A 19,731-nucleotide genomic window follows, 5' to 3' on the forward strand; every position below is an offset into this window, starting at 1 on the left:
TGTTTTTAAGAACTGACCATTTTTCAACAACATTGTGCGATCACCATATTTAAGAGCATGATGCATATTATGTGTGATCATCAAGCATGTTAAATGTGAGTCTTCCACAATTTTATTGGCTAAATACATCACATTTTCAGCAATTTTAGGATCCAATGCTGCTGTAATTTCATCTAATAATAAGATTTTAGAATCAGATAAAATCGCCATAATTAAGCTCAAAGCTTGGCGTTGCCCACCGGATAAATTCATCACAGAATCTTGCAAGCGATTCTCTAAACCCATATTCAATAATGATAAGCGATCACGGAAAAATTCACGTTGAGCTTTGCCATTAAAAAAACCTAAGCCACGCATTTGACCACGTTTAGCTGCAAATGCCATATTTTCTAAAATTGTCATGCGTTCCATCGTACCTACACGAGGATCTTGCATCACAATAGAAACGTCTTTTGCACGCATTTGTTGAGAGCGCGTTGTCACATCTTCATCATTGATTAAAATGCGACCTTTTTCTGGCTTCATAAAGCCTGAGATCACATTAAACAGCGTTGATTTACCAGCACCATTGCCACCAATGATGACAGAAAACTCACCTTTTTTGACTTCTAAACTTAAGCCTGAAAGCACTTCTCTTTCTAACTTTGTACCTTTAGCAACGATCACATCTATAGATTCTAACTTAAGCATTCTTTCTTCCCGGCATTGCCATTACAAAAATAATTAATAAGCCTGCAATCAAGTTAAAGTCAGATGTTTGTGGCTGTAAATGATGTAAACTGTCAGGAAGAATTTTTTCCCAAATATCTGTATTTAAAGCAATGGATGTAATGACGCGATAAGCAACCGAACCAATAATACAACTTAATATTTTTACCCAAATAGATCTAAATGGGAGTATTTTTTCACCAATAATCACAGCTGCAAAACCAGCAATGATTGTACCAATACCAGAAGTTAAATCACCAAAACCTTGTTGCTGAGAAAATAGCGCGCCACCCAATGCAATTAAACCATTACCCAGTGCGACACCTAAGATAATCATCCACTTAACATTCACACCACCATTCAAGCATAAACGTTTATTCTGCCCAATGGCACGCAATGATAATCCTAAATTTGTACTCAAAATCCATGTAAATACAGCGACTAAAGCAATGCTAATCACTGCTAAATAAATTAATGAATAAGAAAAACTATAGCCAAATAACTCAAAGTACGATAAAGGGAAAATAGTTTTAGCACCCATTAGTGAAATATTAGGAATCCCGCCCATCACATGGATATTGACAGAGTACAACATGAAGGCAACTAAAATACCTGCCAATAAATCTGTCACTTTGAAATAGCAATTAAGAATCCCAGTTACCGATCCTGCTACCATTCCACCCATAATTGCGATCAATAATGCAAAATAAGGATTATAACCATACTTGATTAAAATACTTGAAATCGCCGCACCCAATACAAAACTACCATCACATGTTAAATCAGGAAAATCTATCACACGAAATGTGAGATAGATTCCCATGCCAACTATTCCATATATGAGCCCCAAAATGAGGCTCATCTCCAATTCACCGAAACTTATCATCGACTAACTTAATCCTTCTTGATTACTTTTGCTGCTTTTGCTTTAACGTCATCTGAGAATGTATAACCTAATTTATCCGCAGCATCTTGATTGATGAACAATTCTAAACCATTCGGGAAACCAACATCAATGCTATTGATATCTTTACCATCTAAAATATCTGCAATCATCACCGCTGTATCTAAACCTAAATCATACTGATTTGGCCCTAAAGCTGCTAAAGCACCTAATTCAACTGCATCTGTATCTGCCACAAACACAGGTTTCTTCTCTTTATTCGCTGCCATAATCACACTTTCCAATGCAGCTAAAGTTGTGTTATCACCATAAACAAATAATGCATCTGTTTTACCTGCTAAGCGTGTTGCCGCTTGTGGCACATCTGATGTTTTATTCACTGCTTGAGGAACAATTGTTAAACCTAATTTCTTACTTGCAACATTTACATCATCCAGCTGTTGAATTGAGTTTGCATCTGCAGGATTATAAATGAAACCAATTGTTTTTAAATTAGGTAACAACTCTTTAAATAATTCAAACTGTGGCACAACATCTACTTTGTTCGACATACCAGTCACATTATTATTTGAACCAGAGAGTTTTGTCACCAAACTTGCACTCAATGGATCTGTAATTGAAGAGAAAACCATTTTAGTTTTACCTTCGCCTGCAGCTTTTACCAAGCTTTGAGCTGAAGGCGTGCCAATACCAACAGTAACATCTGCACCTTGATTCACAAATTTTGCAGAAATCTGACTTGCCAATGCAATGTTACCTTGCGCTGATTCCACACGAAAATCCAAGTTTTCACCTTGTTTATAACCACGCTTCTCTAAACCATCTTTGATACCACGTGCCGTTTGATCCAATGCAGGGTGCTCAACAATTTGGTTCACATAAACTTTTTTCATTTCAGCATACGATGCGCTGAATACTGTCATTAACCCTAATGCTGCTACCAATACTGTTTTTTTCATTCCATACTCCTCAACATAAATTTATTTTTGATTAATTTTTGCTAAAACTGAAGCATATCCATTGTTATTTTCATCTTTTAAAAAACGGGCAACACGCCCTATTGTCGTTAAGCTCGCCCCTGTCAGGGCATGAATTTCACGGTATGAATGTTGCTCCGTTGCAAGCAATTTACATACTCTCCAACGCTCTACAAATGCGGCATATTCATTGGGTGTACAGAGATCTCTTAAAAAATCATTCATCTCTTTTGCATCATCAATGGATACTAACGCCTCACAAAGCGCCTGATAATCATCATTCTTCATTGATCCCTCCATAAACTGTACTAGCATAGTAGTACAATTATTTTTAATGTCAATTTTTTTCTTAATCTGAATTTAAAGATTAATTTTTTTAATGATGTGGCTTGCTTTTCTTTCAGAAGCAATGTAAAAAATATGACATGAACAAAATTATTGCACTAGTTTATTTCTTTTACTTTTACTTCAAGCCCTGCGGGACTCGGAGAATTTTGTGATGCCAAAATAAACTAGCAAAACATAACCGAAAGCCCGCAAAAAGCGGGCTTTTTTTTGATCTACACAATTATAAATTTAAACCTAAGGAGAAAACCATGTCTGTCAGTAGTGAGCCCATTCAGACTGAAAAGTCATTATCACGAGAGGATAAGAAAACACTATCGCTTGCCGCATTAGGCGGTACATTAGAATTTTATGATTTTGTTATTTATGCACTTTACATAGAAACTGTTGTGAAACCTCTATTCTTACCTGCTGATTTAGCCGCTGGCATATGGGGCGATATATTTGCTTGGGGTGGTTTTGCTGCAGGCTACTTAGCCCGCCCAATTGGTGGCATGGTAATGGCTCACTTTGGTGATACTTTGGGCCGCAAAAAGATGTTTACACTCAGTATTTTTATGATGGCAATCCCAACATTATTGATTGGTTTAATGCCAACATATACAACCATTGGCATTGCGGCACCAATCTTATTGATCGTATTTCGTGTATTACAAGGCGCTGCCATTGGTGGAGAAATGCCAGGCGCTTGGGTATTCATTGCAGAACACTCACCTAAAAAACATTATGGCTTAGGCATTGGTGTATTAACAGGTGGCATCGCTGGTGGGATTTTATTAGGTTTCTCTATCTCTTTATCCATAGATATTCTTTTTGCTGATAATCGAGCAGCAATCACAGATTACGCTTGGAGAATTCCATTCATCATTGGTGGTATTTTTGGTTTAGTAGCTGTTTACTTGCGTCGTTTCTTATCGGAAACACCTGTTTTCCAAGAAATGGCAAAAAACAAATCATTATCTCAAGAGATTCCGATTGTAACTGTTATAAAAAAGCATCGCTTTGCCTGTGTACTAACAGGATTATTAACATGGTCATTATCCACAACTATTATGCTCGGTATATTATTCACACCCGTTAAAGTGCTACAAGGATTATATGGCATTGATCCCATGATTACACGAATTTCAGGATTAGTTGCTGCCATATGTCTAGTTATTGGCTGTATCACTTGTGGAATTTTTGAAGATAAAATTAAAACCCGTAAAGTTTCTATTCTATTTTGGGGAGGATTGATTATAACTTCTGCAATCTTCTATTCGACTTTATCCTCTATTTTAGAGCCATACCAGCCCAATCAATTAACACAAGGAACATTATTTACCATCATGGTTTTATATGGATTAATGGGATTTTTTGCAGGATGCACATCATTGCCACCCATTCTTGCAACGCGTATGTTCCCACCTAACATTCGTTTTAGCGGGTTATCATTTTCATACAATTTATCCTATGCAATTTTCAGCGCAATTACGCCTGCTGTTGCTATAGCTTTATTGAAAATTACCCCTATGGGCGTTGCCTATTATTTATGGTTTGTCGCATTATTGGCAATTGCTATTTCTTTCCTACCATTAGCCCATCAAGGATGGACAATGACAAATAATCCGCCAACCAATGATGCAAATGCTTCTCTTTCTCATTCATCTGCAACATAAAAATACTAAAAAATAGGCAATATCTGCACAAATTGTGTTGTTAGATTATTTCTAACAATGCAATTCGTTTAAATGAAAAGATCTAGGACTTGGTTAATCTTAACTCAGATCAAGTTATTTTCCGATAAAATGTCGCATATTTCAGTCATCGATGGACATTTTGGAGAAGGACTTATGAAGCTGACTCACCAAGAATTGCATTCCCTTATGAAAAATAAACTAATGCAAGCAGGTTTAACTGAAGAACATGCAAGCATCGTGGCTGATGTACTGGTTCACGCCGATTTACGTGGTATTCACTCACATGGCGCCGTTCGCGTTGAATACTACTCAGAACGTATCAGCAAAGGTGGTACGAACACCCATCCTAATTTTACATTTGAAAAAACAGGCCCTTGTAGCGCTATTTTCCACGGCGATAATGGCTCTGGTCATGTTGCTGCTAAATTGGCAATGGATGAAGCCATAGCTATGGCAAAAGAAAATGGTATTGCAGTAGTTGGCATTAGCAAAGTTGGACATAGTGGAGCATTATCATACTTCGTAGAAATGGCAGCCAATGCCGGTTTAGTCGGTATTTCTATGTGCCAATCTGACCCAATGGCTGTGCCGTTTAATGGCGCAGAAGTATATTACGGCACAAATCCTATCGCTTTTGCAGCACCAGGTGAAGGTACCGATAAAATCATCTTTGATATGGCGACCACTGTACAAGCTTGGGGCAAGGTACTCGATGCTCGCTCTCGTAATGTCGCCATTCCTGATACTTGGGCGGTAGATGCAAATGGTAAGCCAACAACAGATGCACATGCGGTTCATGGTTTATTACCAATTGCAGGCCCTAAAGGTTACGGGTTGATGATGATGGTGGATGTATTAGCGGGTGTACTTTTAGGTTTACCTTTTGGTAAAAGTGTTTCTTCTATGTACCATGATCTTAAAGAAGGCCGAAATTTAGGTCAACTACACATCGTGATTGATCCTGCTAAATTTGCTGGTGCTGAAGTTGTACGCCAAGGCATTAGCCGTATGATGAAAGAACTCAATGAAATTAAACCTGCTGAAGGTGTAGATATGGTCTTCTATCCTGGCCAAAACACTGAAATTGCAGAACGTGAAGCATTAGCAAACGGTGTTGAAATTGTCGATGAAATTTATAACTACTTAATTTCTGATGCAATCTATGTCAACTCCTACGACAACAAAGACCCATTCGCAAGTTAATCCACACTGATCGCTCAATTCCCCCGAATATTGAGCGTTCTTCTACAAGCAACAACATTTTAATTCAAAATGATTAAGGAGCATGTAATGATAGATTTTACAGAACGTTTTACTGAGATGTCTGATTGGTTATCTAAAATCGGAGCAGATCCTACAGGCGGCATGACGCGCTTACTTTATACGCAAGAGTGGGTTGATGCGCAAAATGCTTTAAAACAGAAGTTTATTGAGAGTGGTTTTGAAGCTCAGTTTGATGAGATTGGTAATTTATTTGGCCGTGTTAAAGGTAGCAAATATCCTAACGAAACTATCTTATCAGGTTCACATATTGATACAGTTGTGAATGGTGGTAATTTAGATGGCCAATTTGGTATTGAAGCTGCATTTTTGGCAATCCAATATTTAAAAGAAAAATATGGTCAACCACTTCGTTCATTAGAAGTTGTTTCAATGGCAGAAGAAGAAGGTAGCCGCTTCCCTTACGTTTTCTGGGGTAGTAAAAATATTGTAGGCATTGCGAAAAATAGTGATGTTGAAAACATTGCGGATAGCAAAGGTAATAAATTTGTGGATGCAATGCGTAATGCTGGCTTTGATTTCCGTGATAATACAAAACCAATGCGCAGTGACATTAAAGCATTTGTAGAGATCCATATTGAGCAAGGTAATGTGCTTGAAATGGAAGGCAAACAAATTGGTGTTGTGGATAATATTGTCGGCCAACGCAGATACAATGTTTCCTTGAAAGGTCAATCAAATCATGCAGGCACAACGCCAATGGGCTATCGCAAAGATACCATTTATGGTTTCAGCCAAATCTGCTTTGAATCCATTAACAAAGCTAAAAAAATGGGTGATCCTTTAGTGTTAACTTTCGGTAAAGTTGAGCCAAAACCAGGCGTTGTTAATGTTGTTCCTGGTTACACAACTTTCACAATTGATTGCCGCCATACTGACAAACAAGCTTTAGTTGATTTCACAACTGAGATGGAAGCTGATATGGAGCGCATTGCTAAAGAGCATGGTTTAATCATCGAAATTGACCGTTGGATGGATGAAGATCCAATCCCAATGGATAAAGATTTAGTGGCTAAATTAGAAAACATTTGCCAACGTGATAATTACAACTTTCGTGTAATGCACAGTGGCGCTGGCCATGACTCACAAATTTTTGCACCTAAAGTACCAACTGTCATGTTCTTTGTGCCAAGCATTAATGGCGTAAGCCATAACCCTGCTGAAGCAACCAAAGTTGAAGACTTAGCAGAAGGTGTCAAAGTTCTAGCGCAAACACTTTATGAATTAGCTTATAAAGAATAAATCTCAATCAACTGGGCTGAAATAATAATTCAACATCAGCCCAACAAATTTATTCACTTATATTCAATAACTTAAAAATAATCGAGGTTCGTATGAATACTAATATTGAACAACCTGTTCATAAAGAACAAGGATGGCCATATTGGATGAAACTGATTGTTGTCCTCTGCTTAGGCTGGACAGCCATGTGGATTTATAGACAAACACTACCAAGCGTTTACCCTGAAATGGAATTAGATCTAGGGGTGAGCAATACAGCACTTGGTTTTATAGCTACATGCTATTTCTTTTCTTATACCGCGATGCAAATTCCAGCGGGCATTTTAGTCGATAAATTTGGCCAAAAAGTCATTATGATTCCTGGATTTATCTTATTTGCAATTGCACCATTCCTAATTGCTATTTCCACATCCATCAATATGATCTATTTTGCAAGTATTTTAGCAGGTATTGGTTGTGGTACTTACTACGGATCAGCATATTCATTATCTTCACAAAATATTCCGGCTGATCGCCGTGGTTTATCAACTGCAATTATCAATAGTGGTTCTGCATTAGGTATGGCTGTTGCATTAATCGGTTCAAGTCTACTCGTAAAACAAATGGGCATGTCTTGGCAAACTATGATGTATATTTCTGGTGCCATCATTGTCATTATGGTACTAGTTTTTGCTGCAGTGATTAAAGGTGCAAAATCTCACAGTCAAGTTTTAGCGACTAAAAAAGATATTGAAGTTGAAACAGAAGAAGACAAAGAAGGTGTTATGAAACGCCTACTTGCACCTAAAATGTTATCAATTTACTTCCTCTATTTTGGTACTTGTTATGGTTATTACATGATCGTCACATGGTTGCCTAAATTTTTGCAATCAGAACGAGGCTTCGAAGGTGTTGCTGTAGGTTTTGCTGCATCGCTGGTAGCATTTGCATCTATTCCAGGTGCACTATTATTCAGCCGTTTATCTGATAAATTTCAATCTAAAAAAATCAGCTTAATTGTTGCGTTAGAATTAGCTGCTGCCATCATGCTATTTGGTATCATTTCATTTACCAATGAAACTGCTTTATTGATTGCGCTGATCTTATATGGCTTATTAGGTAAACTTGCAGTAGAACCTATCATTATCTCTTATGTTGCCGATGTCGCACCTAAAAAAGGTTACGGTACAACACTTGGCGTATTCAATAGCTGTGGTATGGCTTCTTCAGTCATTGCACCACCATTAACAGGTGCTATCATTGATAGCACTAATAGCCAATCATTAGGGTTTTATGTTGCTGTTGCTGTATTAGTCGCTGGCGCAGTATTATTTATGCTAATGAATCGTAAGCAAACATCTTAACTTAATAGATTTCTAACGATTCTTACTGATTAATAAAAGGAGATAATCAAATGGGTTATATTAACAATCAACTAGGCTTTCCAAATGGCGTTTTACAAACACGTTCATTTGTCAAACATGGCAACTGTGCGCTATTAGAAGAAAATGGTTGGGTTAATAATAGAGTGCCAGGTTTTGAAAATTGTGACATGACAATTTTAGGTTCACCCAAAATGGGCGCATCTTTTGTTGATTATGTTGTCACAATGCATGCTAATGGCGAAAATACTCGTGGTTTTGGTGGTGGTGATATCGAAACTTTCGTATATGTATTGGAAGGTAAAATCAAAGCATATTCGGATGAAGATGAGCACAATTTAGACCAAGGTGGTTATTTGTACTGCCCAGCCGGTGTCACGATGTACCTTAAAAATGATAACAATGGTGAAAAGAGTAAATTATTCCTTTACAAACGCCGTTATGTACCATTAGAAGGATATTCTGCGCGCGTGATTTCAGACAACATCAAAAATGTTGAAATCGTCCATTATGAAGGCATGGAAAATGTTCACTTCCAAAGTATGTTACCTGCTGAATTGGGCTTTGATATGAATATGCACATCCTAACTTTCAAAAAAGGTGGATCACATGGCTATATCGAAACTCATGTTCAAGAACATGGTGCTTTAATCACTTCTGGTCGTGGTATGTATAACCTAGATAATCAATGGATGCCAGTGCAAAAGGGTGACTATATTTTTATGGGGCCATATAACTTGCAAGTAGCCTACCAAGTAGGTGAAGAAGACTTTAGTTATATTTACTCTAAAGATTGCCATCGTGATGTTGATCTATAATCATTAATTCACATTAACACTGAATCAAGCACTCAACCTCATGAGTGCTTTTTTATTGCTTATCATACCTTGACATAGCGATATCCCAAACCATGAACTGTTTGAATCAGAGTGGGAACTTGTAAATTAGGCTCAATAATTTTTCGTAATTTAGAAATATGCTGATCCAATGTTCGGCTATTCGGCAAATGATCATAGCCCCAAGCAATATTAAATAGCGCATCTCGCGTGATCACTTCATTTGGGTGCGCATGAAAATATTCTAAAATTGTCACTTCACGCAATGTGAGAATAACTTCTTCTTGCTCTTTGACCGCAGTTAATTGATTGGGATTAATCTGCCATTCACCAAACATAAATCCTGATTGTGGTGATGATTCAGCTTTAGGTTGCTGATAGCAGCAGCGCTTAGCAATTGCTTTAATGCGAGCACGAATTTCGTGAATACCAAAAGGCTTACCCAAATAATCATCCGCACCTAATTCCAAGCCCACAACACGATCAATCTCTTCATCCTTTGCTGATAAAAAGAGAATTGGAACTTGTTCATTCACTTTGCGAATCTCTTTGCAAACAGTATAACCATCCATCACAGGCATCATAATATCTAGGATCACAAAGTCAGGTGATTGCGCTTGAAATAACTCTAAAGCAATCGCCCCATTTTCTGCCATCAACAGTTCATAGCCTTCATTTTTCAATGCTTGCGCTAAACCAAAACGAATATTGGGATCATCTTCTGCAATTAATATTTTCATCTTTGTCCTATGAATAAGCGAAACTCTATGCCTTGATCTTGTGGATGCGCTGTAATCGTGCCATGGATGGATTCTGCCAATTGATGAGCGATTGTTAAGCCAATCCCTGTACCCGCAACACCTTCAGTGATTTTGCTATGCACACGATAAAACGGCTTAAAGATTTGTGAAAGATGTTTTTGGTTAATCCCTTCACCATAATCACGCACTTTAACTATAATGCCCTGCTCGTTTTTTTCTACTGTCACATCCACTACTTTGCCCATTGCACCATATTTTTCTGCATTGCTCAAAAGGTTGTTAATAATTTGAGTGATGGCATCTTGATCTGAATGCATCTGGCAATTTTCTGGTAATTGTAAGTTGAGTGTTAAATTTTTAGATTCATAAGATGGCTGAAACGTCACCGTGATTTGCTTCACTAAATCTACTAAATCAAAATTTGACAATGTTGGCTCTCGTTTTTTAGTGAAGCTTAAAATATTTTGGATTAAACGTGTTAATCGTTTACTTTCCGAATGAATGATCTCACTGTATTTTTGTGAAGATTCATTCAAAGGTTCCTCTTGCAGTAATTCTGCAAATAAGGAGATATTCGTTAAAGGTGTTTTCAACTCATGAGAAACTTGGCTCACAAAGTTAACTTGCTGGCGCGCTGTATTCTGTATGCGTTGATATTCTTGATAAACTCGCCAAAATAGCCAGCCCAAAACCAAGCACAATACAATGATCACAACCGTGCCCAATGTATAAATCAGCCAACCATTGTATGGCGCTGCGTAATAATTCAATTGCCAATAATTGAATGGGAATGTTAATTGCTGTGTTGTATAGCGAATGGTTGCATCATCTTGAGCATGATTTTGAAACAGCAATTGCCCATTATCTTCTAGCGCAATCATACTGTTAGAATCATAAGATCCATCTGCCAATTGATTCAAAATTTGGCTCATCAGATATGAATAATTCACAGAATAACCTGTGATTTGTGAATCTGATTGCTGCCAAAAAATCCATAAAGGCAGATCTTGATCGTGGCGAATGTACCAACCATCCTCAGGAATTGCTGTGCCTTCATTCAAATAAGCTTGATATAAACTCGATGAATTTTCCACAATCGGTGCAATTTTTTGCACAAATGCTTGCTCTTTCATGGATAAAGATTCTGTAGTATCAGGATAAATCAGCTGATTACCCTCTAAAATAAATGTTTGCTGAACAGCTGATTCATCACCTTGTCGCAATTTTTCTTCTTCAGTGTGTAACACTGACTCAATCAAATCAACAACACGAGAAAGCTCAGCTTTACCTTCTGCTTCCATCGCATATTGTTGACGCAAAGCTTGGTAGCCAATAGTTTGGCTACCTAAATAAGCTACAATCGCAATCACTAAAGCGCTGATCGTAATGAATGCGATTAACTTTGTAGAAATGCGATTGTCAGCCATTAGTATTTACTGCTCACTTGTAATGTATAAGTCAAAGTTACTTTTTCTTTTGCAGGAACTTTCACTGTCCATTTTGCAATATTAGAAGCTTGATCTTTTAACATTGGCTGAGAAGTTTTCAATAACTGCCAATTGCTATCATCGCCAATGAAGGAAGTATAATTTACTTCAACACCTGAATCTTTCGCATTGTTGAACACAACATCATAAGTATATTGCGTGACATTCTTTGAAATCGCTTTATGATCTTTCAATGTTTTTGTCATAGAAACATCAAATGCATCGCCTGTATTAATCACAAACTCTTCATTTTCTGCTGTGTGATTAATGGTATCTTCACCCAACAACAATGCATTGCCTGAAGAGTCGTTTTTATACATTCTGAATACACCTTTTGGCAAAGGCATACCCAATTGATTCTCTTTAGAATTTTCTAAACGATACAATACTGAAGCTTTCAAATTCTGCCCATCTTGCGTTGTATAACTATAATATTGATTAAAGTTATACTCTTTTTGCACAGGTACATTTTGAGTGGATAACAGCGCCACCTGCTTCGTTTGGTTGTTTTTCAAATCTGTTGCAAATGGAATCTTATACAAATGATAATCACCAAACTGCTCTTCTACTGCACCGCCTGCCATATCGTAAGCAACAGCAGATTTCATCATTCTTGCTTCCAACATAACTGGCTGTGCTGATTGAGAAACTTGATTCACATCGCCTGCAACCAATTGCAATTTAGCATTATTAAATGTTGTGCCACTTTGGTTATTCAAAGTGATTAAACCTGATAAATCTAATGTCTTTTCATCATCTGATAATGTCGCGGTGTAATCTGCTTTCCAGCTGAATCCACGTGTTAAATACGTCAATTGCACTTTGTTATCAGCATCTTTTTCGCTGTTTAACAATACCGATAATGTTGGGCGATCACGCAAGCCTTCAGGAATGGATTTAAAAGCAAACTTATCAAACGCACCGATCTCAATACGATCTTTAAACTGCAAAACTGGCGCGCCATTGTTAGACAACAATGTTGCTGTTTCACGAATTTCCTCGCCTGTTGCAGGATTAGTGCGAATGATTTCAATTTCCTGCCCTACTGCTTTTTCCAATAAAGCATGTGGTGACAACAGATCATAATCAAAGTTTTGCTCAATCACATTGAATGGCATTTTGGATAAGGATGTCAACAATGCTGTTTCTGCTCTAATTTGTGCAGAAACACCTTTCAATTCCACATTGTTCAAGCCTGCTTTAAAAGGAATATTGCGTGTTTCGTTAATGAGTGCCAATGATTCGTTATAAATCGTAATAGAAAGTGCTTCACGATTCTCATCATTGCTCACAACTGTGTTCGTATTTGCCATCGCTAGTGATGTGCTGATTAATGCTGTTGCTAATAAAGTTTTCTTGAACATATTTAGGTTCCTTTTAATTCTCATTAATTTAAATTTAGCTGATTAATCTTGTTGGTTTTTTGCTTTAAAACTCGATTCTTTCAAAGATTTACGTAATTCTTTTGGACTAGCTTTTTTATCTTGAAGCTTTTGCTCAACTATTTTCATTTGTTTCTCAAATTCTTCAATTTTTTGTGCATTTTCATCTTGCTCTTCCGATGCCACAAATGGGTTGCTTTGGCGACCTAAAGCTATTGTTCCCCAATCACCTTGTACACCTATCCAAGCCAAACGAGCATTATCCATATCACCTGCTTCAATATAATCAGCAATGCTCTCTTGAACAATGGCAGATTTTTGAATCATGCTATCGATTACTATACTTTCTTTAACATTTTGAGCTGCAAACTCTTGGTTATCTGTATAACTAATGTTGATGGGCATTTTATATTCTTGTGCCTGTTTCGTCACTGCATTGGTATAACGAACATCCACATTTGCAAGTAGCTTTTCTTCATCTAAAGCGCCATCCATTGGTTCTAATTCCAATAACACATATTTTTCTTGATTCGCATAAATCTGATTCATGTTCACAGTAATTTTGTTATCTTTAATTTCACCATCACGACCTAATAAACGAATGGGCTTCGCACCTTCTTTTAACTCAATGATGATCTCAAAGTTCTGTGCAGCAACGGACATTGAATCCTTAAACTCTTTCTCCATAATCAGCTCTAAATCACTCACATTGGCAACATAAGCATGATTGCCATCGCTGTAATTAGAAATTGCTGTCATTAAATCTTCATTGTAATCATTGCCAATCCCAAATGTACTCACTGCAATGCCTTTTTGTGCAGCAATTTTGGCAAGTTCACTTAACTCTTTTGTGGATGTTGGGCCAACATTTGCTTGGCCATCTGATAATAAAATGATGCGATTCACTTTATTAGGATCTAAATTTTTAGAAGCCTCACCAATGCCTTTACTTAAACCCGCAAATAGCGCTGTTGCACCTCGCGGTGTTAATTGTTTGTTAATCTTTTGGATGATCTCTTTCTTATTTTTGATTTTAGTTGCAGGCACAATCACATCCACGCCACTATCATAAGCAATGATGGATAAAGTGTCATTTTCACCCAAAACTTCCACAGCCATAATCGCCGCTTCCCTTGCTTTTTCAATGCGATCACCTGACATTGAACCTGAACGATCTACAACTAATGCTAAGTTTAATGGTGGGCGCTCAGTCGCTTTCACAGGAAAACCTTTGAGGGAAACTTTTAAATAATTGGGCGATTTATCATTCACTAAAACAACAGGCGATGATAATTCTGATTGAATGATAATCTCATTAGTTTGCGCTTGGCCAACTGCCCAAAAGCTTGATAAACCGAATAGCAATGTCCATAACTTTTTCATAAAACCTCCGATTGAGTGATTTGTTATCAACATTATGATCGCTCTATCTATAAAGTTGTGAGGCGCTTGTATTTAATTGTAAAAGTTGTAAAACAACCCAAAACTATTGCGCTAAGCTACCAAATAATACCAATAAAAATGGTGCAATGATATTCACAATAAAGCCAAAACTAATTGCTATCGGCACAACTTTAATACCACCTGTTTTTTGAATGAGTGGTAATACGAAATCTAAGGATGTTGCACCACCAGAACCAATGGCAGACAAAGGCAAACGTGCCATGATTAAAGGAATCACTGCAAAGGCAAAGAATTCTCGGAAGAGATCATTGAAGAAAGCAACACTGCCAACGGTTGGCCCTAAGCTTTTTTGTAAAACAGATGCAGATAATGAATACCAGCCAAAGCCAGAGCTTACTGCTAAACCTTCCAATAATGGGCGACCATTTAACATGGCTGCCAACATTCCACCTAAGAATGATGAAAGAATAATCGCCACACTTAAAATTAAACCATAGCGATTTAAAAATACTGCTTTTAAGCTGATCCCATTACTGCGCAATTGAATGCCAACGCATAGCAATAATGTCATCAATGCACTTTGCCCCAACCAATCTGCAATGTGTTTAAATGTTGGTAAATCGATAGAGAAATTTGCCAGTAATAATTTGCCGAGCACAAGCCCGATCACAATAGAACCAAGTAATTTCACAGCATTGAACACTAAGCTCAATGTCGAGGATTGATAGCCTCCTGCTTTTTCAGTTTTAACAGGTAAATTCTTATCTAAATAGTAGAAAAAGAGCATGTTCATGCCCAAAATACAAACAATATAACTTGCCGTTTGCCAGAGAATCTTACTCAATTCGCTGTTTAAATTTTCCATTGCGGATAAATTTAATCCCATCACTAATAGAATCAAATAAATCAAAGCCATTAAGCTATGATCAATGATCTTTAAAATTGTTTTAGAACGAACAACGGTAAAAAAACCAATAAAAAGTGGTGCGAGAATCCAAAGCAAGTTGAGCAACATCATGGTGAATCGATCATCATTTATTAAGAGCGGGATTAAAGAGATTAGCAAACAACAGCGTAACTTGCTACGAATCTATGTAGATTTATCGATTAAATTTAATCATAATCACTAAACCTGTTTCACCATCAGTTCTATTTCGAATGATCATTTTAGCGTCATGTGCTCGTACAATTCTATCTACTATATTTAGCCCCAAACCAAAACCATTACGTGTTTCATCGGAGCGTTTATAAGGCTGACTTATTTCTAATAATTGATTGGAATGAATGCCGTTGCCATTATCAATGATAGTTAATTCAACTCTATCAACTTTTTCTTGAAATAAAACAACTGTCTCTTTGCCATCAGCCGCATAAAACTTAGCATTATCTAAAAGGTTTTTCATTAAAAGATAAATTAAACTTGGATCCCCTTTAAGCATCAAATCTTGTGGAACATCCCATGCCAAATGATTAGGATAATTACCTTCATACTCCGCTTTTAAAGGTTCTATGATTTCACTATAAACATTAAATTGATAAGCTTGGTCTGAATGCAATTCATGGCTTGCACGTGCAAATTGCAGCAAACGCTCAATGGTTACCAATAATTCATCAATTTTTGCAATGAACAATGGTTTTTCTGGTACATCATCCATCAGTTCTAAATTCAATCGCATGCCAGCTAATGGTGTTCTTAATTCATGAGCAACATCTGCGGTAAACTGCTTTTCATATTCAAGCCGCTCTGTAATTCTTTCTAACAACTGATTTAAACGCAATACAATAATCTCAGACTCCTTAGACGTTGTATGAACATTTAACTCATTCAAATTCAGTTCATTACGCTTATGTAATTGTTCTGCTAATTGTGAAAAAGGCATGACAAATCGATTAGTTATCGAAATGATTAAAAACCAAACGATGAGCATCACTACAAAAATGGGGATTGTCACAGCTAAATAAATTTCTTGAACTTCGATATTCATTAATGCCATTTTTTCAGCATTGCTCAAATCAGGATTTGTCATAATTTCAATCTGTTCACTGGTTTCATGCCAAACCCAGAACGCAATAATCAACCACGCTATAGATAAAATAGAACCAAATGAAATGATCAATCGTTTTTTTAAATTCATACTGCATCCACCAATTGATAGCCCAAACCACGAATAGTTTGAATTCTATCTTTACCAATTTTCTGCCTCAAACGATGAATATAAACTTCTAATGTATTAGAGCCTAAAGAATCTTGCCATGAATATAAATCTTGTAACAATAACTCTCTCGGTACAACCTGTTGATATTTTAACAATAGCCTTGATAAAACCACATATTCTCGTACTGTAAGCTCTAATGGTTTATCAAAATACATGATTGTTTGATTGGTTAAATTCAATATAAAAGCATCAATGATTAAATGATTATCTGCTTGGCCACAGTGTCGGCGAATAATCGCACGCAGTCTTGCATATAATTCTACTAATTCAAAAGGCTTAACCAAATAATCATCAGCACCAGAATCTAAGCCAATAATACGATCATTTAAAGCATCTCTTGCAGTAATAATCAATACAGGTACATGATACTTTGATTCTCGTAACCATTTTAATAATGTTAAGCCATTGCCATCCGGCAAGCCCAAATCTAATAAGACTGCGCTATAAATATCTGCCCCATAACTTAAAAAGTGCTTAGCAGTTTCTAAGTTATGGGCGATATCCACAGTATAGCTTTCTTGTATGAGAGCTTTTTCTAATCCTCGTTGTAATAGCAAATCATCTTCAACCACTAATAATTTCATTAAATTTTAACACTCTGTAAAAATATTAAGTTTTGGATTGTATTCTTTCGTTTGTACTTGTAATAATCCTAATAATGAGTGAAATATATTGTCATGTGAATAGTTTTCTTGCTGTGCTTTCTTTTGCACACAACTCAATGTTAAATTCCGGTTTTGATAAAATTCATCACTTCCCCAAAAGATTAAAGGAATAGATGTTTGTTCTTCTGGTGCAATCATATATGGTGCACCATGCAAATAAAAACCTTTTTCACCCAACGATTGCCCATGATCAGAAACATATAACATGGAAGTTTCATATTGATCTTGATAGCGTTTCAATAGTTCAATACCACGATTTATAACATCATCAGTATAGGCAATAGTATTATCATAAGTATTTTTGAGAACCTCTGTTTCACAAGTTTCAATACGATTAGTATCACATGTTGGTGTAAATACCCTAGCATTATTTGGATAACGTTGATAATACGTTGGGCCATGACTACCATTCATATGTAAGACAATAACTAAATTATCCTCTGGATCTTGTGCAAGAATATAATTATCTAAACCTTCCAAAAGATATTCATCATAATACAATACGCCCGCAGAAGGTTTTGCACTCGTATAATCACTCACATTTTGTGTAGGAATACGATTACATACTTCTTTACAGCCATTATCATTTTCGCGCCATAAAACTTTATAACCTGCTTTTTGTAAAACATCCATTACATTATCTTGATTTTCAGCACTTACTTTATCAAATTCGGCACGTGTCATTTTAGAAAATAAACAAGGTACAGAAACTGCTGTTGCAGTCCCACAAGACACAACATTTTGAAAACTGACTAAATTTTCTTGTAACGATAATTTAGGATTTGTATTTTTTTCATAACCATTCAATGAAAAACTTTGACGGCGTGCCGTTTCACCTAAAAACATAATCATCAATGTTTTCTTTTGTTCTACGGGCTTCACTAATTCTGCATCTTCACCTAATTCTTTAAATGGCTGTGCTTGTGAGTAATTTTTCTTTGCATATGATACATAGCTAGCAACAAAACTACTTGGCATAATTAATTTAACCACTTGTCGATTATTGCGGAAAAATGATGCAAAATCCTTATAAAAATTTAATCCAAATAATGTCCCGCTGATGATAACTAAAGCCCCTGTCACCAAGCATAATCGTTGCATTATGCCTTTCCACCACACAACAGGCTTAATTTGAATACGCGTTAACAACCAAAATGGTACAACGGCCCCTAGAATTATCCAAGCCAACAATTCACCATTTAATAAATTAACAACCTCTAATGTATTAGTTTCTATAATATTTGTCAGCATATCTCGATCCATATAGATCTGATAATGGTATGAAAAATAATTAAAAGAAGCACTTAAACTTAATAACATGATCAAAATGACTAAAGTTAAACGTCTTGACCATAAAATTAATGAAAATAAAATCGCCATTAATGACAATAATACAATCAGCATAACGCCTACAAACAGGTAATCTTGAATACTGTCAAAAGGTACTAAATTTAAAACTGTCCGCCAAAAAACAATATTTTGTGTAAAAACAAATATCCCAGAAAATGCAATCAATGCAGATAGCCATGATAATTCATATTTTTTATTAATTTTATCCCACAATATTTTCATAGTTATTCTCAATCTATTATTTAAGATTGAGATCATAAAAACTGAACCTTAAAATAACCTTAACGCGATAAAATTAACGGCATTGAAAAATATATTCGTCTTTAATAGAATTCATAATGTCACTCCAGATCATGAGCAATATGAAAATATTTTTCAGACAATGGCATCGAAATTTATTGTGTCATAAAAATATACTCGTGAAGTAGGCTATACATTACGCAATAACTTTAATAGAATCTCTGTTCATCATTTATTCATTTATAGAATTAATAATGTCACAAACAACCACGCAAAACGCCATTCCACCCTCAACGTGGCGTGAAGCATTTAAAATTTCAATGCCAGTCGCAATGGGCTATCTCCCAGCAGCAATGGCATTTGGCGTCTTATCTAGCACAGCCAATATTCCTGATTGGATATCTATATTCATCAGCATTGTGGTATTTTCTGGTGCAGCGCAATATGCAGCTGTTCAACCTGTGGCAACAGGTGCATCCATTTTAGATTTAGCCATCAACACTTTTGCCATCAATCTTCGCCATATTTTCTATGCATTGCCACTAATGGATTCATTGCCTGAATCTAAACTTAAACGCACATATTGCCTATTTTGCTTAACCGATGAAGCATTCTCATTAATGACAACATTGCCGAAAGAGAAGCAAAAATCCCTTTTTCTAAAAATATCGACCTTAGTACATTCATATTGGGTAATCGGTACTATTTTAGGCGTTTTGGCTGGGCATCAATTAGGAAAACTGATTCCAAACTTAGAATTTGCCTTAACCTGCTTATTTGTTATTTTATGGTATGAGCAATGGCAACAGAAGAAAGTCTACTTCCCTGCACTAATTGCTATTCCTGCATTTCTGTTTGCCTATTTGCTATTCCCAAAAATATTATTGATTGGA

General features: G+C 36.3%; 18 protein-coding genes. 6 read left to right on the forward strand and 12 right to left on the reverse strand.

What is annotated here, in order from left to right; all coding sequences use genetic code 11:
• The 4 genes from BZK14_RS09185 to BZK14_RS09200 all read right to left on the reverse strand — a co-directional run.
• Positions 1-690, reverse strand: a 690-nt coding sequence (locus tag BZK14_RS09185) for an ABC transporter ATP-binding protein (RefSeq protein ID WP_077926208.1), incomplete at its 3' end; no start/stop codon positions are given.
• Complete coding sequence (locus BZK14_RS09190) at positions 683-1,594, reverse strand: ABC transporter permease (RefSeq protein ID WP_077926209.1); 912 nt, start codon at positions 1,592-1,594, stop codon at positions 683-685. The genes BZK14_RS09190 and BZK14_RS09185, both read right to left, overlap by 8 nt.
• Before the next feature lie 8 nt (positions 1,595-1,602).
• The gene (locus BZK14_RS09195) at positions 1,603-2,571 is read right to left on the reverse strand and encodes an ABC transporter substrate-binding protein (protein WP_077926210.1); all 969 of its coding nucleotides are present in this window, start codon (positions 2,569-2,571) and stop codon (positions 1,603-1,605) included.
• 21 nt (positions 2,572-2,592) lie between these two features.
• Positions 2,593-2,877, reverse strand: coding sequence for a YerC/YecD family TrpR-related protein (locus tag BZK14_RS09200; RefSeq protein ID WP_077926211.1), 285 nt, complete (start codon positions 2,875-2,877; stop codon positions 2,593-2,595).
• A gap of 308 nt (positions 2,878-3,185) precedes the next feature.
• On the opposite strand from BZK14_RS09200, the gene BZK14_RS09205 reads away from it, so the two are divergent.
• The 5 genes from BZK14_RS09205 to allE all read left to right on the forward strand — a co-directional run bounded on the left by BZK14_RS09205 (position 3,186) and on the right by allE (position 9,315).
• Entirely contained in the window at positions 3,186-4,592 is a 1,407-nt protein-coding gene (locus tag BZK14_RS09205; protein WP_077926212.1) for an MFS transporter, read from the forward strand.
• A gap of 174 nt (positions 4,593-4,766) precedes the next feature.
• Positions 4,767-5,816 (forward strand): ureidoglycolate dehydrogenase, encoded by a 1,050-nt coding sequence (gene allD, locus BZK14_RS09210; protein WP_077926213.1) that lies wholly within the window; start codon positions 4,767-4,769, stop codon positions 5,814-5,816.
• Positions 5,817-5,903: 87 nt separating this feature from the next.
• Positions 5,904-7,136: an allantoate deiminase gene (allC, locus tag BZK14_RS09215; protein WP_077926214.1), complete on the forward strand. Its 1,233-nt coding sequence runs from the start codon at positions 5,904-5,906 to the stop codon at positions 7,134-7,136.
• Between the two features lie 92 nt (positions 7,137-7,228).
• Positions 7,229-8,479: an MFS transporter gene (locus tag BZK14_RS09220; protein ID WP_077926215.1), complete on the forward strand. Its 1,251-nt coding sequence runs from the start codon at positions 7,229-7,231 to the stop codon at positions 8,477-8,479.
• 50 nt (positions 8,480-8,529) lie between these two features.
• Positions 8,530-9,315 (forward strand): (S)-ureidoglycine aminohydrolase, encoded by a 786-nt coding sequence (gene allE, locus BZK14_RS09225; protein ID WP_077926216.1) that lies wholly within the window; start codon positions 8,530-8,532, stop codon positions 9,313-9,315.
• 62 nt (positions 9,316-9,377) lie between these two features.
• Here allE and BZK14_RS09230 read toward each other — a convergent pair whose 3' ends face one another.
• The 8 genes from BZK14_RS09230 to BZK14_RS09265 form a co-directional block, all read right to left on the reverse strand.
• Positions 9,378-10,073 (reverse strand): response regulator transcription factor, encoded by a 696-nt coding sequence (locus tag BZK14_RS09230; protein ID WP_077926217.1) that lies wholly within the window; start codon positions 10,071-10,073, stop codon positions 9,378-9,380.
• Complete coding sequence (locus BZK14_RS09235; RefSeq protein ID WP_077926218.1) at positions 10,070-11,521, reverse strand: sensor histidine kinase; 1,452 nt, start codon at positions 11,519-11,521, stop codon at positions 10,070-10,072. Before BZK14_RS09235 ends, BZK14_RS09230 begins: the two co-directional genes overlap by 4 nt.
• Complete coding sequence (locus BZK14_RS09240; RefSeq protein ID WP_077926219.1) at positions 11,521-12,945, reverse strand: DUF4139 domain-containing protein; 1,425 nt, start codon at positions 12,943-12,945, stop codon at positions 11,521-11,523. Before BZK14_RS09240 ends, BZK14_RS09235 begins: the two co-directional genes overlap by 1 nt.
• A gap of 42 nt (positions 12,946-12,987) precedes the next feature.
• The gene (locus tag BZK14_RS09245; RefSeq protein WP_171973686.1) at positions 12,988-14,346 is read right to left on the reverse strand and encodes a vWA domain-containing protein; all 1,359 of its coding nucleotides are present in this window, start codon (positions 14,344-14,346) and stop codon (positions 12,988-12,990) included.
• A gap of 103 nt (positions 14,347-14,449) precedes the next feature.
• Complete coding sequence (locus BZK14_RS09250; protein ID WP_077926221.1) at positions 14,450-15,385, reverse strand: LysO family transporter; 936 nt, start codon at positions 15,383-15,385, stop codon at positions 14,450-14,452.
• Between the two features lie 82 nt (positions 15,386-15,467).
• Entirely contained in the window at positions 15,468-16,502 is a 1,035-nt protein-coding gene (locus BZK14_RS09255; protein ID WP_077926222.1) for an ATP-binding protein, read from the reverse strand.
• Positions 16,499-17,167 carry a response regulator gene (locus BZK14_RS09260; RefSeq protein WP_077926223.1) on the reverse strand — a complete coding sequence of 223 codons (669 nt, stop codon included), beginning with the start codon at positions 17,165-17,167 and terminating at the stop codon, positions 16,499-16,501. The genes BZK14_RS09255 and BZK14_RS09260 overlap by 4 nt, the downstream gene beginning before the upstream one ends.
• Positions 17,168-17,173: 6 nt before the next feature.
• A complete protein-coding gene (locus tag BZK14_RS09265; protein ID WP_171973687.1) occupies positions 17,174-18,820 on the reverse strand; it encodes a phosphoethanolamine transferase in 1,647 nt (548 codons plus the stop codon).
• Positions 18,821-19,092: 272 nt separating this feature from the next.
• Here BZK14_RS09265 and BZK14_RS09270 point away from each other — a divergent pair.
• The coding region (locus tag BZK14_RS09270) for an AzlC family ABC transporter permease (protein WP_077926225.1) at positions 19,093-19,731 on the forward strand (639 nt) is incomplete at its 3' end.

The organism is Wohlfahrtiimonas larvae (genome assembly GCF_002006755.1).
Classification (GTDB): domain Bacteria; phylum Pseudomonadota; class Gammaproteobacteria; order Cardiobacteriales; family Wohlfahrtiimonadaceae; genus Wohlfahrtiimonas; species Wohlfahrtiimonas larvae.